Here is a 24,035-nt window from a genome sequence, read left to right on the forward strand (position 1 = left end):
CGGTACGGCCCACCCGCGAGCGCGAGGAGTCACCGCTTCCGCTCGACCAGCTTGCCGGCGACCGCGGGGTAGTCGTTGTTGCCGCACAGCTTCTTGGGGTTGGACCCGGCAATGTCGTAGACGAGCTTGTGGCTGCGCGAGTAGGACTTCTGGCCGGACAGGTCGACGCCGATGACGTCCTTGAACTTCACGGCAGCACCGTAGGAGTAGTCGGCCCCGTCGCTGCGCTCACGAGCCCACGTGCCCTTGGTGACGTTGGCGCAGTAGGTGTTCCAGCTCGGCCGGTTGACGCCAGCGGTGTTCTCGGTGGCACCACCGGTCTCGATGTGCGGGGTCCACCGAAGCGGCGGTCCCGAGCAGAGCCCGACCTTCTCGAACTTGTGGTAGTTGACCTGGATCCGGTAGCTGCGAGCGACGGACTGCTTGGTCCAGCTGAACGACCAGGCGCCCTCCACGAACCGGGTACCGCTGGCCGTGAACGATGCACCCTTGCCCGTGCTGAGCCCGATCCCGTACTTGCCGCCCTCACTCGACCGCACCTCGAGCCACGACTTCGTGGCACCCACCGGATACGACGTGGCGATCGTCGTGGAAACGTTCCGGTCGCCGAGGTACTTGTTCTCGCAGATGCCCGCAGCGGCGGCACGGCTCGATCCCGGAGCAGTTGTCCGGTAGGTCTCGCGGTACCTGGCCGGCATCCGGACGAGGTCGCGGGCCTTCACCCTCGCCCGCTCCTTGGCGATCCGGGTCGGCACGCTCTTGATCCCCACCTGGCGACCGTTCGCGACACGAGCAGACACCTTCGCGGCGTTGGACGGCAACGACTCGATCGGGTCGATCCAGGTGAGGGTGCCGGTCGATGCGTCGCGAACCAAGCGGACCGAGAGGTAGGTCACCCACATGTCGCGCCGCGAGCTCAGCTGCACCTCGAGGTCCACCACGCCGTTGGCGTCGAACGCGGAGCGAGGCACGTCGTCCGGGCGCACGCCCACCGCGTAGTCGTCGCCGGTGACGGACAGCTCGGCAGGAACCTCGTACTCGGCCAGGGTGTCGCCGATCTTCGCGGCGTCGTCGACCTGTTGCGCGATCACTGCCACGCTGTCGAGCTCGCCGGCACCACCGAACGTGCCGGTGAGGACAGGGAGCGTGTGGAAAGCCGGGACTCCACCGCGCCGGCGTTCGCCGGACTACCGACGGACGGGGGCGCAAGGTGCGCCGACGACTCAGCATGCTGAGCAGATGCCGGCAGGGCGAAGCCCGCCGCCCCCAGCGCGAGAGCGAAGAGTGGAATCGACAACAGGGAAGCCCGAGATGACATGTCCGAACATTCCCTTGAATGCGATTTTCTCGTCAAGGAGATCAGCAAGCACCGTGCGCAAACTGTCGACGGGCGTCCTCGGAGTGCTGTGACGACGTGGCCGGCGGGCCGTGCAACCCGCTCTGCGCTCCCGCCCCGCGTCCTCCGCTCAGCTGCGCACCGCGGTGACCACCTCGGCCCCGCCGTCAACAAAGACCACCTGCCCGGCCATGTGCGAGTTCTCCGGCGCGACCAGCCACAGCAGGGCGTTCGCGATCGCCTCGGGCGGGGCGTAGCCGTTGAGGGGCATCGGTACGGCGGCGTCCATGACCGTCTTCCACTGCGGGTTCGAGACGAGCTCGGCCGTCATCGGCGTCAGTACGACGCCCGGCGCGATCGCGTTGACCGCGATCCCCGCCCCGGCGAAGTCGTCGGTGATCGCGATCCGGCGCAGCCAGCGGTTGAGCGCGGCCTTGGTCGAGGCGTAGATCTCGTGCGGGCGGCCGTCGGCGACGGCCTTCTCGGCGAGGGCGAGGGCGGCGGCCTCGGTGCCGGTCAGGCAGGCCTCGACGAGTGCGGGGTCGTGGGGCTGGGTGGAGGAGATGGAGCTGACCAGGGCGACCCGGGGGGCGGGCGCGGCGGCGAGCAGGGGGCGCAGGCCGAGCACGAGGTCGACGGTGCCGAAGTAGTTGACGCTCACCTGGGGAGCGCCGGCGCGGCTGAGGCCGGCGCAGGTGATGAGGCCGTCGAGCGGGGCGTCCCCGAGGGCGGCGGCGAGGCCGGACACGGCGGACGCCCGACCGTCGGCGGTGGAGAGGTCGGCGCAGACCTCGGCGTCGCGCAGGTCGACGCCGAGGACGCGGTCGCCGCGGGAGCGCAGCAGGGCGGCGGTGGTCGCGCCGATGCCGGAGGCGACGCCGGTCACGGCGATCACCCGGCTGGTCACGCTGCCGGTCATGCCACGGCCTCCGGGCCGTCGTACCGGGGGCCGAGCAGGAGCCGGGTGGCGAGGCGGATGTCGGCCTCGGCCTGCTCGGCGGTGATGACGCCGTTGAGCACCGAGACCAGGACGCCGTACCAGGTCTGCTCGGTGATCCGGACCATCCGGAAGTCCTCGTCCTCGGGCTCGGCGACGCCGAGCGCGCGCAGCAGCACCCGGTGGAACGCCGCATTGGCCTCGGTGTACTCGCGGCCGCCCTGGAGCTGCGCGGCGTTGTTGGCCTGGAGCATGGCGGTGGCGAGCTGGGGGCGGGCGAGCAGGCCGCGGCCGGCGCCGATCAGGACGTCGGCGACGGCGTCCGCGCGCTGGCCCGGCGTACCGACGGCGATGACGTCCGCGCCGGCGCTGCTGAGCCGCTGGATCTGGCCGTGCAGCACCCCGACGAAGAGGTCGGTCTTGGACGGGAAGTAGCGGTAGAGCGTGGCGATCGCGACGCCGGCCTCCTTGGCCACGTCGTTCATCTGCATCCGCTCGAGCCCGTGCTCGGCGCCGAGCTTGCTGGCGGCGCGGAGGATCCGGCGGTAGCGGTCCTTCTGCTCCGCGGAGGTGGGCTCGGCGGGTTGCCGGGCCTCGGCGATTCGCGGCACGCGTCACTCCTGGTGTCTCGGTGGACCGCCATCCTCGGCCCGCACCGCACTCGCGGTCCTCGCAGGCTACCGCTGAGTGGGACCGTGGACGGCGTGCCGCGCGCCCGCCGCCGCAGACTCCCCCCATGACGCTCAACGACCACGTCCGGCAGATCGAGGTGGACGCCGGCCCGCGCCGGTTCGCCCGCGGGTGGCACTGCCTCGGCCTGGCCCGCGACCTCGCCGACGGGCAGCCGCACCAGGTCAACGCCTTCGGCCAGAAGCTCGTCGTCTTCGCCGGCGAGGACGGCGAGCTCAACGTCCTCGACGCCTACTGCCGCCACATGGGCGGCGACCTGTCCCAGGGCAGCGTCAAGGGCAACGAGATCGCGTGCCCCTTCCACGACTGGCGGTGGGGCGGCGACGGCCGCTGCAAGCAGATCCCCTATGCCCGGCGCGTCCCCCTCCGCGCCCGTACGGCGGCCTGGCCGACGCTCGTGCAGGACGGCATGGTCTTCGTCTGGAACGACCCCGAGGGCAACCCGCCGCCCGCCGACGTGACCATCCCCCGCATCCCCCAGGTCGACGACGACCGGTGGACCGAGTGGCTCTGGTACGAGACGGTCATCGAGGGCGCCAACTGCCGCGAGATCGTCGACAACGTCGTGGACATGGCGCATTTCTTCTACATCCACTACTCGTTCCCGACGTACTTCAAGAACGTCTTCGAGGGCACGAGCGCCTACCAGTACATGAACGGCGACGGCCGCGAGGACGTCCGGCCGGCCCGGCCCTCGAAGAGCAACCCGACGGTCCTCGGCACGACGAGCGTCGCGGCGTACCACGGGCCGAGCTTCATGATCGACGAGGTGACCTACCACTACGAGGACCTCGACGTGGACACGATCCTGATCAACTGCCACTACCCGATCGACGAGAGCTCGTTCGTGCTGCAGTACGGGATCATCGTGGAGAAGAAGGACGGCATCTCCGACGAGGAGGCTGACCTGATGGCGGAGAAGACCGGCAAGTTCATCCGCTACGGCTTCGAGCAGGACGTCGCGATCTGGAAGAACAAGGCGCGCATCGACAACCCGCTGCTGTGCGAGGAGGACGGGCCGGTCTACCAGCTGCGGCGGTGGTACCAGCAGTTCTACGTCGACGCCGCCGAGGTCACCGCGGAGATGACCGACCGGTTCGAGTTCGAGATCGACACGACGCGGCCCAACGAGGCCTGGCGTGCGGAGGTCGAGCAGAACCTCGCCGCACGGCGCTCATGACCGGCCCCCGGCCGGACGTCCGGCTGGAGTCCGCGCCGATGCAGCCGGTCGGGTGCGGGACGTGCGGCGCCGAGGTCCTCGCCCGCAAGAGCAGCTGGGACCAGACCACCGTGCAGTGGAACGCGGCAGCGCTCGCCCGCTGCCCCGAGCGCCGTACGACGCAGGGCGCTGCCGTCTCCGACCGCCCCAACCGCAACGCCTTCCCGGGCTGCGCGGCCCTGCGCGCCTCGCTGCGCGCGGCCGCCGTCGCGGGCACCCTCGACGTGCAGTCCGACGAACCCCTCAAGACCAACCCGGAGGCCGCTCATGACTGATCCCGACCGCTACGGACCGTGGGCCGTCGTCGCCGGCGGCTCCGAGGGCGTGGGCGCCGAGTTCGCCCGGGCGCTGGCCGGCGCCGGCATCAACCTGGTGCTCGTCGCCCGCAAGCCCGGTCCGCTCGAGGAGACCGCCGCATCGGTGCGTGACCTCGGCGTCGAGGTGCGCACCGTCGCCGCCGACCTCACCGATCCCGCCTCCGTCGCGGCGGTCACCGCCGCCACGGCCGACGTCGAGGTGGGCCTGCTGATCTACAACGCGGGCGCCAACACGCACGGCCGCGCGTTCACGCAGGGCACCTTGGCGGGCTTCCAGGGCGTGATCGACCTCAACATCACCGCGCTGCTGGCGCTGACCCACCACTACGCCCTGCCGATGCGGGAGCGGGGGCGCGGCGGGATCCTGCTCGTCGGCTCGCTCGCCGGCTACGTCGGTACGTCGACCGAGGGCGTCTACGGTGGCGTCAAGGCGTTCAGCCGGATCTTCGCCGAGGGCCTGTGGGCCGAGCTGCGCGAGCACGGCGTCGACGTCCTCGAGCTCGTCCTCGGCGTCACCCGCACACCCGCGATGGAGCGGGCCGGGCTCGACTTCGACCTGCCCGGCCTGCACGTCTCGGAGCCGGCCGACGTCGCCCGCGAGGGCCTCGCCGCGCTCCCCCACGGGCCGGTGCACGTCGTCAGCGGCAACGAGGACGTCGTGGCGATGCGCTCGACCGACGACCGCGCGCGGCTCGTGGCGGGGACCGAGAAGGTCCTGCGCCGCCTCCTCAGTCCTCAGTGACGTGCAGCCGCTGGCTGCGCAGGTCGAGGTCGGGGTAGAGGTCCTCGGAGATCCGCCGCGCGGCGTCCAGGACCAGCGGCGCGACCCGCTCGAGCGCCGTACCGACCGCGGCGACGACGGACAGCGCGCCGATCGGCCCCTGCGGCCCGCGCACCGCGGAGGCCAGGCAGGCGATGTCGGGGAAGCACTCCCCGCGCTCGAAGGCGAGCCCGCTGCGGGCACGGATCCGGACCAGCTCGCCGTGCAGCACGTCGAGCTCGCCGATCGTGGCCGCGGTCCGGGTGGGCAGGTGGTCGCCGACGAGCTCGTCAACGCGCTCGGGCTCCAGCCAGGCGAGCATCGCCTTGCCGAGCCCGGTGCAGTGCGCGGGCGCGGAGCCGCCGACGCGCGAGGGGACGGTCGCCGCGAACGGCCCGCCCAGCTTGTCGAGGTAGCGCACGCGGTCGCCGTCGAGCACCGCCAGGTGGATCACCGCACCGGTGCGCAGCAGCAGGTCGTGCAGGTACGGCGACGCCGCCGCGCGCAGGTCCGCCTCGCCCGCCGAGCCGCCGCCGAGCACGAGCGAGCGGCGGCCGAGCCCGTAGCCGCTGGTGCCGTGCTCCAGCCAGTCGAGGCGGACGAGCTGGTCGAGGATCCGGTGCGCCGTGGAGCGCGGGAGCCCGGTCGAGCGGGCGATCTCCTCCAGGCTCAGCCAGGTCTGGCGGGTGGTGAACCGGTCGAGGATGAGCGTCATCCGCTCGACCATCGACGGCGGCAGCTCGCGTGCCGCGGCCGTGCTGATGACATCCGCCTGCTCCATGACCAGCGCCGACATGGGTCCTCCCGGAGATCCAGAACTGAAATGAATTCTAGTGACGACGGTAACACCGGGGGCGAACCCTCCGGAAGAGTATTTCTGAAATTCGTTCTACTTCCAGTGATCGGGACGCCCGGCCGCACCGGCGGCGCCCGGCCGCTTGGATGAGGCCCATGCGCATCGGCATCACCAGCCCGGTCGTGACCGCCCTGCCCGGCGCCTGCTCCCCCTGGGAGCGCACCGCGACGGTCGCCGACCTGGTCGCCGTCGCCACCGCCGCCGACCGGCTCGGCTTCGACCACCTCACCTGCTCCGAGCACGTCGCCGTCCCGGTCGGGGTCGCGGAGCAGCGCGGCGGCACCTACTGGGACCCGCTCGCCACGCTGAGCCACCTCGCCGCGCACACGACGCGGATGCGGCTCGCCACCCAGGTGCTCGTGCTCGGCTACCACCACCCGCTCGCGATCGCGAAGCGCTACGGCACGCTCGACCTGCTCAGCGGCGGGCGGCTCGTGCTCGGTCTCGGCGTCGGCTCGCTCGAGGAGGAGTTCGACCTCCTCGGCGCCGCGTACGACGAGCGGGGCGCCGTCGCCGACGACGCGCTCCCCGCGCTGCGGGCCGCGCTCGGCGGCCCCCGCCCGACGTACGACGGGCCGCGGTTCCCGTTCGGAGGCGTGGTCGTCGAGCCGCACGCCGTCCAGGCGCGGGTGCCGTTCTGGATCGGCGGCCACACCGCGCGCAGCCTGCGCCGCGCCCGCGAGCACGGCGACGGCTGGATCCCGTTCGGGCTCGGCCACGACCGGCTGCGCGCGATGCTCGACGGCACCGACCTGCCCGACGGGTTCGAGGTCGTCCTCGGCGCCGGCCGCCCGGTCGACCCGATCGGCGAGCCGGACCGGACCCGCCGCGCCCTCGATCGCACCGTCGCGGCCGGCGCCACCGTCGTCAACGTGCACGTGGCCGCCACCTCGGCGACCCACTACACCGACCAGCTCTCCGCCCTGGCCGCCCTGGCCGGGCTCACCCCCACCCCCACCACTCCCACCGCACCGGAGGACGCATGAGCATCGAGGAACGCCTGCAGCGCCTGGAGGACGTCCAGGAGATCACCCTCCTCATCGCGTCCTACGGCCCCCTCGTCGACGCCGGCGAGGCCGAGCGGGTCGCCGGGATGTGGACCGAGGACGGCGTCTACGACGTCGACGAGATCTACATGGGCGACCAGGCCGCGATCGAGGCGATGGTGCGCGGCGACCGGCACCAGGGGCTGATCCAGAACGGCTGCTGCCACTTCCTCGGCCCCGCCCACGTCACCGTGGACGGCGACCGCGCGGTCGCCGTGTGCCCGTCGGTGCTGCTGGTGCGCCACGAGGGCCGCAACTTCCCGGCCCGGATCGGCGCCAACCACTTCGACCTCGTCCGCACGCCGCAGGGCTGGCGGATCGCGCACCGCACGATCCGCCAGCTCGACGGCGACCCCGCGTCCCGGGCGCTGTTCGCGCGCGCCGGCCAGGTCGACCCCACGGCCTAGAACCGCGAGCGCACCTCGGGTCCGCGCACCTTGACCTGCGCCGGCTCGTCGAGGTTCCAGGTCATCTCGAACGTGCGCCGGTAGCCGGTGCGCAGGATCCGCCACCCGTCTGCCGTACGCACGTAGGTGTCGGAGTAGATCGCCCCACCCTCCAGCGCGAACCGGAAGGCGTCGACGATCACCTTGTCGTGCAGGTACCAGGTGCCGCTCGCCCGGTCCGCGTCCTCCGGGTCGAGATCGATCTCGGGGTGGTGCGCCTGGTGCATCGTCAGCACGCCCTCCCCCATGTTCGCGCGCATGTAGGCGACCAGCGGGCCGGGCGAGTCGAAGGCCAGGCCGTTGTAGTCGGCCGTCGCGTCCGGCGCGAAGCAGGCCGCGAAGTCGTCCCACTGCTTGGTGTCGAGGCAGCGCAGGTAGCGGTACTTCAGGCGGGTGATCGCGGCGATGTCGGCGGCGCTGTCGGCGGTGCTCATGGCGCCGAACCTAGGAAGGCCCGGCTCCACGGGGCGTCCTCGCGTACCGGTCACCGGGAGCGCCAGGCCGCCTCCAGCAACGTCTCCACGTCGGCCCGCGTGGGCACGCGCGGGTTCCGGTACGGCGCCGCGAGCACCTCGTCCGCGACCCGGGCCAGGTCCGCCCGCTCGACGCCGAGCGCGGCCAGCCCGTCCGGTACGCCGAGCCGCTCCCCCAGGTCGGCCAGCGCGGCCGGCACGTCGGCGACACCGAGCGCCCGCCGGAGCGCGGCGTCAGCCTCCGGCGCCATCGCGAGGTTGTAGCGCGCGACGTGCGGCAGCACGATCGCATGGGTCTCGGCGTGCGGCAGGTCGAGCATCCCGCCGAGCACGTGGCAGAGCTTGTGGTGCAGGCCCATCGTGGTGGCGCCGAGACACGCCCCGCACAGCCAGGCCCCTTGCAGGGCACGCGTCCTGGCGTCCAGGTCGGTGGGATCGGCGACGACGAGCGGCAGCGCCGCGGCCAGGTCGCGCACGCCCTGCTCGGCCATCGCCGTGATCAGCGGCGAGCCGTCCGGGGCGTAGAGCGCCTCGACCGCGTGGGCCAGCGCGTTGAGCCCGCTCGTCCCGGAGATCGCCGGCGGCAGCGACACCGTCAGCTCCGGGTCGTAGAGGACCGAGCGCGGCAGGACCGCGCGGTCCCGGCCGGTGCGCTTGCGGCCGTCCTCGGTCAGCCCCCAGATCGGGGTCATCTCCGAGCCGGCGTACGTCGTCGGGACGGCGAGGATCGGCAGCGCGTGCCGCAGCGCGAGGGCCTTGCCCAGGCCGATCGTCGAGCCGCCGCCGACCGCGACGCAACCGTCCGCGCCGACCTCGCCGACCACCGTGGCCGCGGCCTCGACCACCGGCACCGGCACGTGCATCCGCGCGCGGTCGAAGACCCCGGCGGCCCGCACCCCCAGCAGGCCGGCGACCCGGTCGGCCAGGTCCCGCTGCTCGGGCGTGCTCAGCACGAGCACCCGGCGCAGGCCGAGATGCTCGACCTCCTCGCCGATCCGCGCGAGGGCACCGGCGCCGAGGACCACCCGCATCGGCAGCGCCTCGTAGACGAACCCGCCGCTCATGCGGGCACCAGCCGGATGTCGAAGTGCACGTGCCGGAAAGGCGCCGTGACGCCGTACCGCTGGGCCTCGGCGGGATCGGTGACGACCGCGAAGTCGCGCACCAGGCTCGGCTTCACCGCGAACACGGCATCGCTGTCGAGATAAGGGCTGTCGGCGACGAACACGTGCGTGGTGACCGGCTCGAAGCCCTCGGCCTCTGCGATGAAGTGCACGTGCGCCGGCCGGTACGGGTGGCGTTCGCTGGCGCGCAGCAGCGCGCCGACCGGCCCGTCCGTCGGGATCGGGTAGTGCGAGGGCACCACGGTGCGGAACCAGAACCGCCCGTCCTCGTCAGTGCGGAACATCCCGCGCCCGTTGCCCGGCGGCTGCGTGTCGGGCCGCTGCACGTCGTAGAAGCCCTCCTCGTCGCACTGCCAGACGTCGACGGCGGCGCCGACCAGCGCCTGTCCGTCGAGACCGGCGACCGTGCCGGTCACCACGCACGGCCGGTCGAGCCCGAGCTCGCTGATCGAGTCGCCGAGCGCGCGCTGCGGGGACGCGGTCATGTGGAACGGTCCGAGCACCGTGCTCTCGGTGCCGTGGTCGCCGCCGTTGAGCGTCTCGACGAGCATCGAGACCCCCAGCACGTCGGAGAGCAGGACGAACTCCTGCCGGGTGTCGTCGCACGTCTGCCCGACCGCGGTGAGGAAGCCGATCGCCTGCTCCCACTCGGCCAGCGTCGGGCGCAGCTCCGCCACGAGCGCGTGCACGTGGCGGGTGACCGCGTCCAGCACGTCGCGCTGCCGCGGGTCCGGCGTCCGGGCGAAGCTCGCGCGCACCTCGTCGAGCAGCGTCGTGCGGGCGGGTGCGAGGTGCTCGCCGAACCAGTCGGCGACGTACGCCGTGCGCTCCTCGCCGTGGTTGTAGATCGTGTGGTCACCGTCGTCCCACGCACGCAGCGTGGCGACGCCGACAGCCGCGTCCAGGAAGGGCTGCTGCTCCTCGCGGCTGACGATCGGGTCCTGGCCGCCGTGCACGACGAGGACCGCACCGGCGATCCGGTCCTCGGGCTGCAGCGCGATCCGGTCGAAGTTGGCCTGCACGCGCGTGGGGTCGGTGGTGCCCAGCATCGCGCCGGCCTGCTCGTCGAACGTCCGGAAGCCCAGCAGGCGCGGGCGTGCGGGCGCGCCGTTGACGCAGACCGCACTGATCCGCGGGTCGCTCGCGGCTGTCGTACCGGCGAAGAGGCCGCCCATGCTGTTGCCCCAGATGCCGACGCTGCCGCCGAGCGAAGGGTCGGCGAGGACGTGGTCGACGAACACCGAGTACGCCGCGCGGACGTCCACGTCGAGCAGGACTCCCCCGCTCATCCGGGTCTCCCCCTGCCCCGGTCCCTCGACGAGGAAGGCCGCGATCCCGCGCTCCAGCAGGGCATCCGCCGCCCGCAGGTAGGTCGCGCCCCAGCCGCTCTGGCCGCCGAGCACGATCACGGTCCCGCGCACCCGACCCGGCGGGCGCAGCAGCCAGCCGTGCAGCCGGCCCGCGCCGAACGGCAGCGTCACCTGCTCCCAGGCCGGCTCGGCGAGCGCACCGGCGCGGCCCACGGTCGCGGTGAAGCGGGCGTAGAGCGCCGCCCGCTCGGGGCTGTCGTCGTTCCAGGCCATCTGGGCGAACAGCAGGGCCGCGGCCGACCACCGGAACCCGGCCCGGGCGGTGGCGACGTGTCCGTCGGCGAGCGCCCGCTCGGCGGCGGCCGCGCGGTCGTCGGCGACAGCGACGAGCGCCTCGTCCCACGGCGTGCCCGCGTCGGTCGCGGCCCGCAGCCGTCGTACGTCGGCGGGGGCGAGGCCGCCGTCGGTCATCCGCTCCGGCGACATCGACCGCCAGAGCACGTCGGCCGGGGGCGTCACGCGACGGTCCAGTCGAGCCGCTCGCGCAGCTGCGCGAGCGCGGCCGGCAGGTCGGCGAGCGCGCCGGCCCAGAACAGGTGGTGGTCGGGTCGGCCGACGAACGCCTCGACCCCGTGGGCGGCGAACCAGTCCGCGTAGGTCCCGGCGACATCGGTGACCGTGTCGAGCGACGCCGTCACCACGCCGAGCTTGTCGAGGAACGCGAGGTCGGCCGCGCCGAGGTCCGCGGCGCTCGCCGAGACCAGGCTGAAGCCGCGCCCCACGACGTCGTCGAGGAGCCCCTCGGCGTCGCCCACGCGGACCACGCCGTGCGGCGTGAGCGTGCCCGCCAGCGGGCTCACCGCGCCGTCGGCCTCGTGGTGGACGACCCCGGCGACCAGCGTCGGGAACGGCGGCGGGGGCGGGACGTTGCCGGTCCGGAACGCCTCGTCGCGGGCGGCCGCCTCGGCCGGGTCGTGGGTGTTGGCGACCTTGCCGAGCGCCGTGGAGATCTCGGTGATCGCGGTCGCGTGCGGCCGCCGCTCGGCCTCGTAGGTGTCGAGCAGCGCGTCCCCGGCGAGGCCACGCAGCACCAGGTCGAGCTTCCAGCCCAGGGTGATCCCGTCGCGCATGCCCGAGCACGCCCCCTGCCCCATGTACGGCGGCGTGGTGTGCGCCGCGTCGCCCGCGAGCAGCACCCGTCCCTCGCGCCAGCGCTCGGCGATCCGGCCCTGGAAGGTGTAGACGACCTGGCGCAGGATCCGCACGTCCTCCGGCCCGAGCCCGTGGGTCTCGGCCAGCCAGCGCCACGCGTAGTCCGGGTCCTCGTAGGCCGTCTGGTCCTCACCCGGCAGCACCGCCACCTCGAAGCGCTGGCGGCTGCGCCCGATCGGCATGAACATGTGCCCGCGCGCGGGATCGCAGAACTGCGTGGTCCTGCGGAACCTCTCGGGCAGCTCGCGCAGCTGCTCGGTGTCGACGTTGAGCCAGCGGTCGTCGACGCCGTTGTCGCTGCGCTCGATGCCCAGCGTGGCGCGCACGAAGCTGTTGGCGCCGTCCGCGCCCACCACGTACGACGCGGTGATCGTGCGCTCCTCGTCGGCGTGCGACCACTGGCCGGTGCGCGACTGGCTCCACGGCCGGGCCGTCACCTCGACGCCGTCCGCGTGGGGCCGGAGGTTGACCACGGACCACCCCTGGTTGACCTCGACTCCGGCGGCGCGGGCCGCCGCGTCCACGGCGTCCTCGATGTCGGGCTGGTACATCGAGATGTGGGCCGGGTGACCCGCCGACGTCCCGCGCCAGTCGAGCTCGACCAGCAGCTCGCCCGCAGCGCTGAAGTAGCGGTAGTAGTCCAGCGGCAGGGCGTCGCGCAGGGCGTGGTCCAGGTCGCCGACCGAGGCGATGACGCGGGCGGTCTCGCCGTCGATGTGGGTCAGCCGCGGCAGGCCGTAGAGGCCCGGCCAGCGCTCGAAGACCACGACCTTGTGGCCGGCCCGGCCCAGGGCCGAGGCGAGGACCAGTCCGGCGGGGCCGTATCCGACGATCGCGACGTCGTACTCGTTGCTCATGACGGCGACGCTAGGTTCGCCGCGGCCTCACGACGATCCGCTTCGCGTCAGGGTGATCCGGCGAGCGACAGGAGTGTGCGAGCGGTCACTCCGGGGCGGCGCGCAGGGTCGCCGAGGGGCTCTCGCCGTAGCGCTCGCGATAGGCACCGGCGAACCGCGGGACGTGGGAGAAGCCCCAGCGCAGGGCGACGTCAGCGACGGTCAGCCCGCTGCCGGGAGCGGCCGCGCGCAGGTCGGCGTGGACCCGCGCGAGCCGGACCTGCTGGAGGTACTGGCGCGGCGCGACGCCCACGTGGTCGCGGAAGTGGCGCTGGAGCGAGCGCGGGCTCACGCCGGCCTCGGCGGCGAGCCGCTCGACCGTGAGCTCCTCGTCGGGCCGGGCCTCGATCAGGTCGATCGCCCGCTTGACCGGCGCCGGCCGGTGGGCGCCGTGGCGCCGCTCGGCGAGCTGGTCGCTGTAGTTGTGCGGCTGGGCCAGCAGCAGCCCGGTCATCAAGAAGCCGGACCACGGGTTGGTGGCGTCGACGGCGCCGCCGACTCCCCCGAGCCCGAGCGGCTCGTCGAGGTCCTCGACCAGCAGCCGTACGGCGCGCGCCCACGAGGCCGCCGCCGGGCCGCGCAGGTCCATCGCCATCCGGAACCGGATCGGCGCGACCACGGTGCGCCCCAGCAGCTCTTCGAGGTGGCGCTCCAGCGCATAGCGCTCGAAGCGCACGTGGAGCTGGCGGTAGTCGTCGCTCAGCCGCATCTGCGCCTGCATCCGCGGCGAGATGATCCCGGCGGTGTGCGGGTCGACGACCACCTCGTCGTCCCCGCAGGTGATCAGGTTGCGCCCGCCCCAGGACAGGTTGATGTCGTAGTAGTCGACCTGCTCGGTCAGCGTCGCGCCGAGCGCGGCACCGCGGTGCTCGCCGTAGACCAGGGAGAGCGCCCCCAGCGGCGCGACGGCGACCGAGACCCGCTCGACCCGGCCGGAGCGCTCCAGCGGGACCAGGCGGTGGGGCGTCAGCGCCCGCGACACCGAGACCCGGAACTCGTCGAGGTCGTCGGCGTCGACCACCGAGAACCGCTCGAGCACCGGCCTGGTCATCTCGCCATGGTAGCCGCGCTCAGGCGAGGAAGGCGCTGATCGCCTCGTGGTAGCCGGGCGGCTGCAGCAGGAACGAGTCGTGCCCCCACGGCGAGGTCAGCTCGGTGTGCTCGACGGCGACCCCGCGCGCGGCGAGCTCGTCGCGGATCCGCAGCGAGTGCGCGGTCGGGAAGCGCCAGTCGCTGTCGAACGAGACGAGCCGGAAGCGGGTCGACGGGACGGCGTCCGGGTAGGCCCCGAACGGGTCGAAGTAGTCCATCGGCCGGGTGAGGTGGAGGTACGACAGCGCGTCGAAGCGCTCCAGGAACGAGGTGCCCTGGTGCTGGAGGTAGTGCTCGACCTCGAAGTCCGCGGCGAGCCGCTTGTCGTGGCCGGTCGTGTCGCGCCGGTGGCCGAACTTCTCCTCCAGCGAGATCTCGGAGACGTAGGTGATGTGGGCCATCATCCGGGCGACCTTCATGCCGTGGCGGGGCGCGACGCCGTGGTCGGCGTACCGGCCGCCGTGGAAGTCGGGGTCCTCCAGGATGGCCGCCCGGGCGACCGACGAGAACGCGATGTTCTCGGGCGTGAGCCGCGCGCTCGCCGCGACGACGACGGCCCGGTCGATCCGGTCCGGCTCCTGCAGCGCCCACTCCAGGACCTGCATGCCGCCGAGCGATCCGCCGACCGCGGCGTGCAGCCGCTCGATGCCGAGGTGGTCGAGCAGGCCGCGGTGGGCCGTGACGAAGTCGGCGATGTCGAGCAGCGGGAAGTCCGGACCGTAGGGACGCCCGGTCACCGGATCGGGCGAGGACGGCCCGGTCGTGCCGGAGCAGCCGCCGAGCAGGTTCGCCGAGATGACGAAGAAGCGGTCGGTGTCGACCGCCCGGCCCGGCCCGATCAGGTTGTCCCACCAGCCCGGTCGACGGGCGCCCTCGTGCCAGCCGGCGGCGTGGGCGTCGCCGGTGAGGGCATGGCAGACGACGACGGCGTTGTCCCGTGCGGGGTTCAACGCGCCGTAGGTCTCGTAGGCGACCTCGACGTGGGGCAGCTCCGCCCCGGAGGCGAGGACCAGCGGGCCGCTCTCGGTGAGAACGGCCCGCTGGGTCGCGACGATGCCGAGGCCGCCGGCGGCGGCGGTCACGTCGTCAGGGTCACTTCGCGGCGGTCAGCGCCTGGTCGAGGTCGGCGATCAGGTCGTCGACGTGCTCGATGCCGACCGACAGCCGGACCAGCTCCTCGGGGACGCCGGCCGCCTCGAGCTCGTCGGGCGTGAGCTGGGAGTGCGTCGTCGTGGCGTTGTGCACGGCCAGGGACTTCGCGTCGCCGATGTTGACCAGGTGGCTGAACAGCTCGAGCGACTCGATGAACCGCTTGCCGCCGTCGCGGCCGGACTTGAGGCCGAACGACACGAGGCCGCCGTAACCCCGGCCGGTGAAGTAGCTGTCGGCGACGGCCTTGTAGGGGCTGTCGCCGAGACCCGGGTAGGACACCCAGGCGACCGAGTCGTGGCCCTGGAGGTACTTCGCGATGGCCAGCGCGTTCTGGCTGTGCCGCTCCATCCGGAGGTGCAGCGTCTCGAGGCCCTGCAGGAACAGCCAGGAGTTGAGCGGCGCGATCGCGGCACCGGTGTTGCGCAGCAGCACCGTGCGGGCCCGGATGATGTAGGCCAGGTTGCCGACGGCCTCGGTCCACACGACGCCGTGGTAGGCGCTGTCGGGCTGGGTCAGGCCCGGGAACCGCTCGGCGTGCGCGGCCCAGTCGAAGCTGCCGGAGTCGACGATGATGCCGCCGACCGACGTGCCGTGGCCGCCGATGTACTTGGTCGCGGAGTGCACCGCGACATCGGCGCCGTGATCGAAGACGCGCGCCAGCAGCGGCGTCGTGGCCGTGGCGTCGACGATCAGCGGCAGGCCGTGCGCGTGGGCGGCGTCGGCCCAGGCGCGCACGTCGACGACGTTGACCTTCGGGTTGCCGATCGTCTCGGCGAAGACCAGCTTGGTCTTGTCGTCGACCAGGGCGGCCAGGTCCTCGGGACGGTCGGGGTCGACGAAGCGGACCTCGATGCCGTACTGCGGCAGCGTGTGGGCGAACAGCGCGTAGGTGCCGCCGTACAGCGTGGAGACGGCGACGATGTTGTCGCCGGCGTAGGTCAGGTTGAGCACCGAGTAGGTGATCGCGGCCGAGCCCGACGCGGTCGCCAGCGCACCGACGCCGCCCTCGAGCTGGGTCATCCGGTCCTCGAAGACCGACTGGGTGGGGTTCATGATCCGGGTGTAGATGTTGCCCGGCTCCGAGAGGGCGAAGAGGTTCGCCGCGTGCTCGGTGTCGTTGAACACGTAGGACGTGGTCTGGTAGATCGGGACCGCTCGCGCATTGGTGGCGGGGTCGGGCTGCTCCTGGCCGGCGTGGACGGCGAGGGTCTCGGGACGATGCGTCATCGTGCGCTGCTCCTGATTCGGGTGCGTCGCTGGGGGGAAACCCACAGCCTATTGTCAAGTAACTTCATTAAGATTGTACATGTCCGCCATGTGGCCCGGATCGCTACCGTGCACCCGTGAGAAGCAGACGCGGCCGGGTCGTCACCGTGACCACGCTGGCCGAGTTCGACCGCCGCCGCGCCGACGGCGCCCGCCGGCTCCAGGGCTGGCGGCTGATCGGGGTCGACCTCAGCGAGCGCTCCGACGCGCTGTCCGACTGCGACGTCAGCCGGACGACGTTCGTCGGCTGCGCCTTCGCCCCCGGCGACCTCGACCGCCTGGTCGCCCGCGGCGCACTGGTGCTGCCTGCGATCGGGACTCCCCCGGTCGACCCGCAGCGCACCGGGCTCTACGCCGGCGACGAGCTCTACGACGCCGTCCCCTATGCCGACAGCCTCGACGCCCGCGCCTACGCCTGGGCCCAGAGCCGCGACGGGCAGGCCGACACGCTCGCCCAGGCGCTGCACGACGAGGCGGTCGACCGCGCCCTCGCGGCGTGGATCCGGGAGCGCTCCCTGGTCGGCGTGATGGGCGGCCACGCCGCCGACCGCGGTACGCCGGCCTACGCCGAGGCGGCCCGGCTGGGTGCGGCGCTCGGTACGGCGCACGCCGTCGCCACCGGCGGTGGCCCGGGCGCGATGGAGGCCGCCAACCTCGGCGGCCGGATGGCCGCGGCTCCCCCGGAGGCGCTCACCGAGGCGCTCGGCCGGCTGGCCGCCGTGCCGTCGTTCCGGCCCTCGATCGACGCGTGGGTCGCGACGGCCCGGGAGGCGCTCGCGCTGTGCCCCGATCCGCGGCCCTCGCTCGGCGTACCGACCTGGCACTACGGCCACGAGCCGCCGAACCTGTTCGCCACCGCGATCGCGAAGTACTTCCGCAACGCGCTGCGCGAGGCGATCCTGCTCCAGGTCTGCGACGCGGGCATCGTGTTCCTGCCCGGCGCGGGCGGCACCGTGCAGGAGATCTTCCAGGACGCCTGCGAGAACTACTACGCGACCGAGCAGACGATCGCGCCGATGGTGCTCGTCGGGCGTTCCTACTGGACCGAGGAGCTGCCCGCCTGGCCGCTCCTCAGCGCGCTGGCCCAGGGGCGGCCCATGGAGGCGCACGTCCACCTCGTCGACACCGTCGAGGAGGCGGCCGCGATCGTCACGCAGCCCGTGCGCCCGCGCGCGCCCCGATGACGGCGCGGTAGTGCGTGACGAGCTGCTCGTTGATCGCGAACCACGAGCGCTCCTGCACCGCCCGCAGCGCGGTGAGCGCCATCGCGCGGCGCAGCTCCTCGTCGCGCGCGAGCCGGTCGACGGCCGCGGCCAGCGCGGTCCCGTCACCCGGGCGGTAGAGCAGGCCCGAGGCCCCGTCGGCGACGACGTCGAGGGGTCCGCCGGCGGCGGGCGCGACGACGGGGACGCCCGACGCGAGCGCCTCCTGCGCCGACTGGCAGTAGGTCTCGTAGCGACCGGTGTGCACGAACACGTCGAGCGAGGCGTACGCCCGGCTCAGCTCGTCACCGCGCAGCAGGCCGAGGAAGTGCGCCCGGTCGCCCAGCAGCCCGCGCAGCCGCTGCTCCTCCGGGCCGCCGCCGACGACCACGAGGGCGTAGCGCGGGTCGCGCGCGAGGTGGGTGAGCAGGTCCAGCTCCTTCTCGGCGGCCAGCCGGCCGACGTACCCGACGAGGAGCCGGCCGTCCGGCGCGAGCCGCTGCCGCAGCCCCTCGTCGCGGTGCCGCGGGTGGAAGGCGACGAGGTCGACGCCGCGTCCCCACCGGTGCACCTCCGGTACGCCGAGCGCCCCCAGCTGGGCGATGCTCGCCGTCGAGGGCGCCAGGGTGCGGTCGACGTGGTGGTGGATCCGCCGGGTCAGGCCGGCGGCCGCCCGGGCGCCCCCGGGGACGTCGTAGCGCTCGGCGAAGCCGACCAGGTCGGTCTGGTAGATCGCGACCGTCGGGATCCCGAGCTCCTCGGCCGCCCGCGAGGCCTGGTAGCCCAGCGTCGCCGGCGAGGCGATGTGGACCACGTCGGGGCGGTACTGGGCCAGCACCTGGCGCAGCCGACGCCGGGTCTCCAGGCCGAGCCGGAAGTCCGGGTAGAACGGCAGGTTCGCCCCGCGCGCCCGGCGTACCCGGAACCCGGCGTAGGTGTCCGGGCCGGTGGGGGCGACGAGCTCGGCCTCGTGACCCTCCGCGGAGAGATGCTCCAGCACCCGGCGCACGGAGTTCGTGACGCCGTTGATCTGCGGGAGGAACGACTCGGCAACCACCAGAACCCGGAGCTTGGTCATGGCTCGGACGCTAAGGACGCCGCGTCAACGCGCCGTCACGGTTGCGGGAGTGGCGGGCATCCGCTTCGTGAACGCCCGGGGCCGGTTCGGCGTACGACGTGACCCGGCTCACCCCCGCTTCGTTGGCCCGTTCGTGGAGATCACTCGCCGAAACCTGATCCGCAACGCCGTCACCGCCGGAGGCCTCGCCGTCGCGGCGACCACCCTGCCCGGCGTGCTGCGCTCCTCGGTCGCCTCCGCCGCGCCCGCCCCGGCCGCGGCCCCCGTCGTCCCCGCGCTCGCGCCGACCGGATCGACCCTCGCCCAGACCTACGCCACCGGCGCCGCCGGGACCGGTGGGTACCGCCCGGTGATCGCCGCCGCGGGCGAGCCGCACCGGGTCCGCGAGGGCCTGGGCGTCGCCGCCGAGGCCGGCCGCGCGGCCCGGCGCCAAGGACTGATCTCGTTCGTCCAGCTCAGCGACGTCCACATCGTCGACGCCCAGTCGCCCCTGCGCCTGGAGTGGACCGACCGCCTCGACGACCCGAGCCCGCTGCCCGCGCTCGGGCTGTTCTCGTCGGCGTACCGGCCGCAGGAGATGCTCACCGGTCACGTCGCGGACTCGATGGTGCGGGCCATCAACCAGATCGCCACCGGCCCGGTGACCGGTAAGCCGTTCGCGCTCGCCATCCAGACCGGCGACAACTCCGACAACTCGCAGTTCAACGAGGTGCGCTGGAACATCAATGTCCTCAACGGCGGCCAGGTCCGCGTCGACTCCGGCAACCTGACCCGCTGGGAGGGCGTCGCCGACAGCACCCCGCTGACCTACGACACGGCCTACTGGCACCCGCACGGCGCGCCCGCCGGCAAGCCCGTCGACCGGCCGCGCGCGGAGTACGGGTTCCCCGTTGTACCGGGGCTCCTGGACGCGGCCCGCCGCCCCTTCACCGCCGAGGGCCTCGACATCCCCTGGTACTCCGTCTTCGGCAACCACGACGGCCTCGCCCAGGGCAACTTCCCCGCCAACACGCTCCAGCTCAACCTGATCGCCCTCGGCGCCGTCAAGATCGTCTCCCCGCCGCTCGGCCTCAACCCCGCGCAGCTCCTCGACGACCTCACGACCGACCCCGCCGCGCTCCTGACCAACCTGCTCGGCGGCGCCCTCAACACCGTCGTCCGCGCGGTCGCCCCCGACCTCAACCGCCGGCTGCTCACCCGCCGCCAGATCGTCGAGCAGCACTTCGCCCTCGGCGGCGCGCCCTTCGGGCACGGCTTCACCGCCACCAACCGCCAGCAGGGCACGGCGTACTACACCTTCGACCAGGGCTCGTTCCGGTTCATCGTCCTCGACACGGTCAACCCCAACGGCTACTCCGACGGCTCCCTCGACAAGACCCAGTTCACCTGGCTCAAGAACCTGCTCGCCCAGTCGGCCGGCAAGGCCGTCCTGGTCTTCAGCCACCACACCTCCGACACCATGGGCAACCCCCTCATCGGCACCGGCGGCCAGCTCGAGCAGCGCATCACCGGCGGCGCCGTCCTCGACGCCCTCCTCGCCACCCCCCAGGTCATCGCCTGGATCAACGGCCACACCCACCGCAACAAGATCACCCCGCGCCCCCGCACCGGCGGCGGAGGCCTGTGGGAGATCACCACCGCCTCGCACATCGACTGGCCCCAGCAGGCCCGCATCATCGAAGTCGCCGACAACGCCGACGGCACCCTCTCGCTCTTCACCACCATGGTCGACCACGCCGGCCCCGCCTCCACGGGCGCCGGCACCACCGACGCTCCCGCGCTCGCGGGCCTGGCCCGCGAGCTGGCTGCCAACGACTGGCACGAGAACCGCGGTGGGCTGGGGACGCTGGACGACCGGAACGTCGAGCTGCTGGTGCCGAGCCCGCTGACCTGACCGCCACGCCATGTAACTACGTGTTACTGCGCCGAACCCGGCACAACAACGCCCGGGTGGCAGCAACAGCACCCTGGTAGTCGTGCGGAAGGACGCCACGGGACGCCTCCGCCACGTACGCGCGCCCCCTCAGGGCGCTACCCAGGCGTTGTTGCCGCTACCGCGGAGCTGTTGCGCCCCGAATCGTGACGTAACACGTAGTTACATGGGCCGGGCGGCCGTCACCCCTTGGCCTCGAGCCGGCGCACGAACTCCCGCTCGTCGGCCGGGTCGGATGCCGTCCACTTCGAGACCGGGGTCGGGTTGAGCGGGATGGGGTTGAGTTGGCGATTGCCCGTGGTGCACAACGCAGTAGTCGCAGCAGCCGCGCGCCGAGGTGCGGGCCCGTGCTTCATCGCGGACGACACGGAAGCCACGTTGGACCGTCAACTACGTCGCGGTCACCGCAAGTAACGCCGTCCTGCTCGTCACCAAGCCGCCGTGAACCAAACTCACTCGCTAGCACACCGCTTCATCGCTGATGATTGTTCAGTGTCAGACCTGCCCTCACGCCAACTGCTGCTGTACGACGCAGCAACGCGCTGGAACTCGCCGCCCATGTGGCGTGGCCCCGAGGAGGTCGTCGAGGCTGCCTGCAACTGTCTTGTCGACGGTATCGACAGCCCCAGTCTTCGACTTCTCGCTGGCGCCTCGCCGAACGATCCTGCACAGGAGATCGAAGCCCTCGTACGGGCGACACTGCAGGAGCTTGGACTCCCTGAGCCCGGGACGATGGCCCGCACCAAGGTCATCGGCGGCGACGGCATGGTCCTCACACGCCTCGCTCGCGACTCGGTTCGGTTCGAGGTGCGAAGCACGGAACCCGAACTGACTGGGCACGAGGTCCTCGTCTACGTCAACGACGTGGAGATGACACGCCTCGGCGCAGGCATGGGCATGGATCCCTTTGATCTCCTCATCCCCGAGAACCAACTCATCGCGACAACGACACCTCATCAGGTAGGTCTCGCACGTTGCGAATGTGGCGAGTACGGATGCTGCTCGACTGACGTCGTCATTGTTCGCGATGAGAAGGCCGTCCACTGGGACTGGGAGTTCGAAGCACCCATTCGCGGCGGCGTCTCCTTCAGGGCGGATGAGTACGACGCGGAGGTCGAACGCCTCGGTGCCGACCGATCATGGGAACGCCCCGAGGACACCACTGCACGGCTGATCCTGACCGGCGCAGATCGCGAGCACCTGACCTCCCTTGGCATGCGGCTCGACTGGGTTGCCAAAGACCATGAGAACCACGACTTCCTCAAGGTTGCCCTCTACCTCGGCGACTCCGACTGGAACTCAGAGAAGCCTGGCTATCAGCTGTTCCTCCGCTTGCCGCGCAAAGGACGCACGCCTCAGGAGGTTGCGAGTGAAGCCCTGAGGCTCCTCGCCGACGACCCACGCAACTGGTCCGCTGGCTGGCACGCGACCAAGCGCGCCACCGCTGTCGCGCCCGGCCTCGCTGGGCGCAAGTGGCATCAGGAGACCATCGGGCTCGCTGTGCCCGAACCCAGCACACCTGCCGACAGCTTCTGGCGGCGGAGGAGGAGGTAGCTGCGTGGACAACGCACGAAGGCGGCTAAGCGGCTTCCCATGGCCAATTGCGAACGACGACTGGGACGTACTCCTTCAGCGATACGCGGAAGCGCCTCCCCTGGTTCGCGACTCAGCGGTCGCTGAGGTTGTGCGTAGCATCGCCGCGTCTTCCGCCCGGTCCGATCTTCGCTACAACACCTCGATGTGGAGTCTGATCGTCGCGCCTGCGCCCGGGGCTCCCTCACCCGTAGACGCAGTGAGGGTGAGCACACCGAACTACCCAGCGGTCGTGGTCGAGCACCTCGCCAACATCGGTGGCGCGGACCGAATCGAACGGCCACCCGAAGACGCCGTACGGCTCTTCTGGCGGTTCATCAAGGAGAAGTACGGCATTGAAGGCTCGAGGACTCCTTGGAACTCCTCGCGTTGACGGAGCCATTCGAGGAGGAGGATGAAGCGTGGCTTGAGAAGGTGTTGGCATCGCCGCTGAGATCGTGGGAACGCCAAGTCACCATCTGGGGCTGCGCTGGCCTGCTTGACGGCTACCCGAACTCGGGGCGTGTCCGGCGCTGTGCGGACGTTGCGCCTACTCCTTGGCAGCGAGCTGCCCGCACGCCCCGTCGATCTCCTGGCCCCGCGTGTCGCGCACCGTCGTCGCCACGCCCTTGGCCTCGAGCCGCCGCACGAACTCCCGCTCGTCGGCCGGGTCGGACGCCGTCCACTTCGACCCCGGGGTCGGGTTGAGCGGGATCAGGTTGACGTGGACCCAGCCGTGCGCGCGCTCGTTGAGCAGGTCGGCGAGGAGGTCGGCCCGCCAGGCGTGGTCGTTGATGCCGCGCATCATGGCGTACTCGATCGAGACGCGGCGCCCGGTCTTGGAGAAGTACTCGAAGGCGGCGTCGAGCGTCTCGGCGACGGAGAAGCGCGTGTTGATCGGGACGAGCTCGTTGCGCAGCTCGTCGTCCGGCGCGTGCAGCGACAGCGCGAGCGTGACCGGGATGCCCTCGTCGGCGAGCTGCTTGATCCTCGGCACGAGGCCGACGGTGGACACGGTGATGCCGCGCGCGGACATGCCGTAGCCGTCGGGGGCCGGCTCGGTGAGGCGGCGCACGGCGCCGATCACGGCCTTGTAGTTGGCCAGCGGCTCGCCCATGCCCATGAACACGACGTTGTTGACCCGCCCGGTGCCGCCGGGGATCTCGTCGCGGTCGAGCGCGCGGGCGCCGGCGAGGACCTGCTCGACGATCTCGGCGGTGGACATGTTGCGCTGCAGGCCGCCCTGGCCGGTGGCGCAGAAGGGGCAGGCCATGCCGCAGCCGGCCTGGCTCGACACGCACATCGTGGTCCGGCCCGGGTAGCGCATGAGGACCGACTCGACGAGGGCGCCGTCGAAGAGCTTCCACAGCGTCTTGCGGGTGGTGCCCTTGTCCGCTTCGAGCTTGCGCAGCGGCGTCATCAGCTCCGGCAGCAGTACGTCGACCAGCTCGGCCCGCTGAGCCGCCGGCAGGTCGGTCATCTGCTCGGGGTCGTCGGCCAGGCGCGAGAAGTAGTGGGTCGCGACCTGCTTGGCCCGGAAGCCCGGCAGGCCCATCTCGACCAGGAGGTCCTTGCGCTCGGCCGGGGTGAGGTCGGCGAGGTGCCGGGGTGGCTTCTTGCGCCCCCGCGGTTCCGCGAGGACGAGAGGAAGCGGCTTCGGCTCGGACATCGTCACCGATTCTCCCACCGCCCGAGGCGCTGGCCCAATCGTGCGGCGGCTCAGGTGTCCTTCTGGTACAGGTACCAGCCGACGGCGGCGCCGACGCCCGCCACGACGACGAGCGTGGAGAGCATGCCGAGCAGCATGTAGCGGCCGAAGCGCCGGGTGTGGTGGGGCACCAGCAGACCGATCGGGACGACCAGCAGCAGGAGGACGAACGGGAAGAGCTCCTCGACCCGCTTGTACCCGGCGATCCACTTGATGATCGCGGCGTAGAGCCCCGGGACCACGATGATCGACACCATGCCGGTGAAGAACCCCGCGAGCGGGAAGAACACCGGATGTCCCCGGTGGAACCAGTCGGGACGACGCGACCGGTCGTCGCTCGCCTCGCGGTCGCCCACCCGGGCCTCGTCTGCGTCACTCATGTCCGGGCGATCGTAGCGGCCTGCCCACAA

General features: G+C 72.2%; 23 protein-coding genes. 9 read left to right on the forward strand and 14 right to left on the reverse strand.

What is annotated here, in order from left to right; translation table 11 throughout:
- Positions 1–29 precede the first annotated feature (29 nt).
- The 3 genes from M0M48_RS15210 to M0M48_RS15220 form a co-directional block, all read right to left on the reverse strand.
- Positions 30–1,097, reverse strand: a complete 1,068-nt coding sequence (locus M0M48_RS15210; RefSeq protein ID WP_257751794.1) for a hypothetical protein — start codon at positions 1,095–1,097, stop codon at positions 30–32.
- 369 nt (positions 1,098–1,466) lie between these two features.
- Entirely contained in the window at positions 1,467–2,255 is a 789-nt protein-coding gene (locus tag M0M48_RS15215) for an SDR family oxidoreductase (RefSeq protein ID WP_257751795.1), read from the reverse strand.
- A complete protein-coding gene (locus M0M48_RS15220; protein ID WP_257751796.1) occupies positions 2,252–2,884 on the reverse strand; it encodes a TetR family transcriptional regulator in 633 nt (210 codons plus the stop codon). The genes M0M48_RS15215 and M0M48_RS15220 overlap by 4 nt, the downstream gene beginning before the upstream one ends.
- Before the next feature lie 125 nt (positions 2,885–3,009).
- Between M0M48_RS15220 and M0M48_RS15225 the strand changes: the two genes are divergently transcribed.
- Genes M0M48_RS15225 through M0M48_RS15235 form a run of 3 tightly spaced genes read left to right on the forward strand, consistent with a single transcriptional unit; the run spans position 3,010 to position 5,241 of the window.
- Complete coding sequence (locus M0M48_RS15225; RefSeq protein ID WP_257751797.1) at positions 3,010–4,143, forward strand: 3-ketosteroid-9-alpha-hydroxylase subunit A; 1,134 nt, start codon at positions 3,010–3,012, stop codon at positions 4,141–4,143.
- Positions 4,140–4,457 carry a hypothetical protein gene (locus M0M48_RS15230; RefSeq protein ID WP_257751798.1) on the forward strand — a complete coding sequence of 106 codons (318 nt, stop codon included), beginning with the start codon at positions 4,140–4,142 and terminating at the stop codon, positions 4,455–4,457. Before M0M48_RS15225 ends, M0M48_RS15230 begins: the two co-directional genes overlap by 4 nt.
- Positions 4,450–5,241 carry an SDR family NAD(P)-dependent oxidoreductase gene (locus M0M48_RS15235; RefSeq protein ID WP_257751799.1) on the forward strand — a complete coding sequence of 264 codons (792 nt, stop codon included), beginning with the start codon at positions 4,450–4,452 and terminating at the stop codon, positions 5,239–5,241. The genes M0M48_RS15230 and M0M48_RS15235 overlap by 8 nt, the downstream gene beginning before the upstream one ends.
- Here M0M48_RS15235 and M0M48_RS15240 read toward each other — a convergent pair.
- Positions 5,228–6,055: an IclR family transcriptional regulator gene (locus M0M48_RS15240; RefSeq protein WP_257751800.1), complete on the reverse strand. Its 828-nt coding sequence runs from the start codon at positions 6,053–6,055 to the stop codon at positions 5,228–5,230. The genes M0M48_RS15235 and M0M48_RS15240 overlap by 14 nt on opposite strands.
- Positions 6,056–6,210: 155 nt before the next feature.
- Between M0M48_RS15240 and M0M48_RS15245 the strand changes: the two genes are divergently transcribed.
- Positions 6,211–7,101 (forward strand): LLM class F420-dependent oxidoreductase, encoded by an 891-nt coding sequence (locus tag M0M48_RS15245; RefSeq protein WP_257751801.1) that lies wholly within the window; start codon positions 6,211–6,213, stop codon positions 7,099–7,101.
- Entirely contained in the window at positions 7,098–7,568 is a 471-nt protein-coding gene (locus M0M48_RS15250) for a nuclear transport factor 2 family protein (protein ID WP_257751802.1), read from the forward strand. The genes M0M48_RS15245 and M0M48_RS15250 overlap by 4 nt, the downstream gene beginning before the upstream one ends.
- Here M0M48_RS15250 and M0M48_RS15255 read toward each other — a convergent pair.
- The 7 genes from M0M48_RS15255 to M0M48_RS15285 all read right to left on the reverse strand — a co-directional run bounded on the left by M0M48_RS15255 (position 7,565) and on the right by M0M48_RS15285 (position 16,093).
- Positions 7,565–8,041 (reverse strand): nuclear transport factor 2 family protein, encoded by a 477-nt coding sequence (locus tag M0M48_RS15255; RefSeq protein WP_257751803.1) that lies wholly within the window; start codon positions 8,039–8,041, stop codon positions 7,565–7,567. The two genes, M0M48_RS15250 and M0M48_RS15255, sit on opposite strands and share 4 nt — an antisense overlap.
- A gap of 50 nt (positions 8,042–8,091) precedes the next feature.
- Positions 8,092–9,144: a maleylacetate reductase gene (locus M0M48_RS15260; RefSeq protein ID WP_257751804.1), complete on the reverse strand. Its 1,053-nt coding sequence runs from the start codon at positions 9,142–9,144 to the stop codon at positions 8,092–8,094.
- Positions 9,141–11,033, reverse strand: coding sequence for a dioxygenase family protein (locus M0M48_RS15265; protein WP_257751805.1), 1,893 nt, complete (start codon positions 11,031–11,033; stop codon positions 9,141–9,143). The genes M0M48_RS15260 and M0M48_RS15265 overlap by 4 nt, the downstream gene beginning before the upstream one ends.
- Entirely contained in the window at positions 11,030–12,583 is a 1,554-nt protein-coding gene (locus M0M48_RS15270) for a bifunctional 3-(3-hydroxy-phenyl)propionate/3-hydroxycinnamic acid hydroxylase (protein WP_257751806.1), read from the reverse strand. Before M0M48_RS15270 ends, M0M48_RS15265 begins: the two co-directional genes overlap by 4 nt.
- An 85-nt stretch (positions 12,584–12,668) precedes the next feature.
- Positions 12,669–13,673 (reverse strand): AraC family transcriptional regulator, encoded by a 1,005-nt coding sequence (locus M0M48_RS15275; protein ID WP_257751807.1) that lies wholly within the window; start codon positions 13,671–13,673, stop codon positions 12,669–12,671.
- Between the two features lie 19 nt (positions 13,674–13,692).
- Positions 13,693–14,796, reverse strand: a complete 1,104-nt coding sequence (gene metX / locus M0M48_RS15280; RefSeq protein WP_257751808.1) for a homoserine O-acetyltransferase MetX — start codon at positions 14,794–14,796, stop codon at positions 13,693–13,695.
- A 10-nt stretch (positions 14,797–14,806) separates the two neighbouring features.
- Positions 14,807–16,093, reverse strand: a complete 1,287-nt coding sequence (locus M0M48_RS15285) for an O-acetylhomoserine aminocarboxypropyltransferase/cysteine synthase family protein (RefSeq protein WP_257751809.1) — start codon at positions 16,091–16,093, stop codon at positions 14,807–14,809.
- A gap of 116 nt (positions 16,094–16,209) precedes the next feature.
- Between M0M48_RS15285 and M0M48_RS15290 the strand changes: the two genes are divergently transcribed.
- Positions 16,210–17,316: an LOG family protein gene (locus M0M48_RS15290; RefSeq protein ID WP_257751810.1), complete on the forward strand. Its 1,107-nt coding sequence runs from the start codon at positions 16,210–16,212 to the stop codon at positions 17,314–17,316.
- Here the strand turns inward: M0M48_RS15290 and M0M48_RS15295 are convergent.
- A complete protein-coding gene (locus M0M48_RS15295) occupies positions 17,282–18,412 on the reverse strand; it encodes a glycosyltransferase family 4 protein (protein ID WP_257751811.1) in 1,131 nt (376 codons plus the stop codon). The genes M0M48_RS15290 and M0M48_RS15295 overlap by 35 nt on opposite strands.
- 49 nt (positions 18,413–18,461) lie before the next feature.
- Between M0M48_RS15295 and M0M48_RS15300 the strand changes: the two genes are divergently transcribed.
- The 3 genes from M0M48_RS15300 (at position 18,462) to M0M48_RS15310 (ending at position 22,311) form a co-directional block, all read left to right on the forward strand.
- Positions 18,462–20,306 carry a TIGR03767 family metallophosphoesterase gene (locus tag M0M48_RS15300; RefSeq protein WP_215817191.1) on the forward strand — a complete coding sequence of 615 codons (1,845 nt, stop codon included), beginning with the start codon at positions 18,462–18,464 and terminating at the stop codon, positions 20,304–20,306.
- A 531-nt stretch (positions 20,307–20,837) separates the two neighbouring features.
- Positions 20,838–21,899 carry a hypothetical protein gene (locus tag M0M48_RS15305; protein WP_257751812.1) on the forward strand — a complete coding sequence of 354 codons (1,062 nt, stop codon included), beginning with the start codon at positions 20,838–20,840 and terminating at the stop codon, positions 21,897–21,899.
- 4 nt (positions 21,900–21,903) lie between these two features.
- On the forward strand, positions 21,904–22,311 hold the full coding sequence (locus M0M48_RS15310; RefSeq protein ID WP_257751813.1) for a hypothetical protein: 408 nt from the start codon (positions 21,904–21,906) through the stop codon (positions 22,309–22,311).
- Between the two features lie 156 nt (positions 22,312–22,467).
- On the opposite strand, the gene rlmN is transcribed toward M0M48_RS15310, so the two are convergent.
- Positions 22,468–23,586: a 23S rRNA (adenine(2503)-C(2))-methyltransferase RlmN gene (rlmN, locus tag M0M48_RS15315; protein ID WP_215817193.1), complete on the reverse strand. Its 1,119-nt coding sequence runs from the start codon at positions 23,584–23,586 to the stop codon at positions 22,468–22,470.
- Positions 23,587–23,636: 50 nt separating this feature from the next.
- A complete protein-coding gene (locus tag M0M48_RS15320; RefSeq protein WP_215817194.1) occupies positions 23,637–24,005 on the reverse strand; it encodes a hypothetical protein in 369 nt (122 codons plus the stop codon).
- Between the last annotated feature and the right edge of the window lie 30 nt (positions 24,006–24,035).

It is taken from the genome of Pimelobacter simplex, assembly GCF_024662235.1.
Lineage (GTDB): Bacteria > Actinomycetota > Actinomycetes > Propionibacteriales > Nocardioidaceae > Nocardioides.

Coding starts and splice junctions, on each gene's coding strand:
- M0M48_RS15215 (WP_257751795.1), bottom strand. CDS start 2,255: ATGACCGGCAGCGTGACCAGCCGGGTGATCGCCGTGACCGGCGTCGCC.
- M0M48_RS15225 (WP_257751797.1), top strand. CDS start 3,010: ATGACGCTCAACGACCACGTCCGGCAGATCGAGGTGGACGCCGGCCCG.
- M0M48_RS15230 (WP_257751798.1), top strand. CDS start 4,140: ATGACCGGCCCCCGGCCGGACGTCCGGCTGGAGTCCGCGCCGATGCAG.
- M0M48_RS15235 (WP_257751799.1), top strand. CDS start 4,450: ATGACTGATCCCGACCGCTACGGACCGTGGGCCGTCGTCGCCGGCGGC.
- M0M48_RS15240 (WP_257751800.1), bottom strand. CDS start 6,055: ATGTCGGCGCTGGTCATGGAGCAGGCGGATGTCATCAGCACGGCCGCG.
- M0M48_RS15245 (WP_257751801.1), top strand. CDS start 6,211: ATGCGCATCGGCATCACCAGCCCGGTCGTGACCGCCCTGCCCGGCGCC.
- M0M48_RS15250 (WP_257751802.1), top strand. CDS start 7,098: ATGAGCATCGAGGAACGCCTGCAGCGCCTGGAGGACGTCCAGGAGATC.
- M0M48_RS15255 (WP_257751803.1), bottom strand. CDS start 8,041: ATGAGCACCGCCGACAGCGCCGCCGACATCGCCGCGATCACCCGCCTG.
- M0M48_RS15260 (WP_257751804.1), bottom strand. CDS start 9,144: ATGAGCGGCGGGTTCGTCTACGAGGCGCTGCCGATGCGGGTGGTCCTC.
- M0M48_RS15270 (WP_257751806.1), bottom strand. CDS start 12,583: ATGAGCAACGAGTACGACGTCGCGATCGTCGGATACGGCCCCGCCGGA.
- M0M48_RS15275 (WP_257751807.1), bottom strand. CDS start 13,673: ATGACCAGGCCGGTGCTCGAGCGGTTCTCGGTGGTCGACGCCGACGAC.
- M0M48_RS15285 (WP_257751809.1), bottom strand. CDS start 16,093: ATGACGCATCGTCCCGAGACCCTCGCCGTCCACGCCGGCCAGGAGCAG.
- M0M48_RS15295 (WP_257751811.1), bottom strand. CDS start 18,412: ATGACCAAGCTCCGGGTTCTGGTGGTTGCCGAGTCGTTCCTCCCGCAG.
- rlmN (WP_215817193.1), bottom strand. CDS start 23,586: ATGTCCGAGCCGAAGCCGCTTCCTCTCGTCCTCGCGGAACCGCGGGGG.
- M0M48_RS15320 (WP_215817194.1), bottom strand. CDS start 24,005: ATGAGTGACGCAGACGAGGCCCGGGTGGGCGACCGCGAGGCGAGCGAC.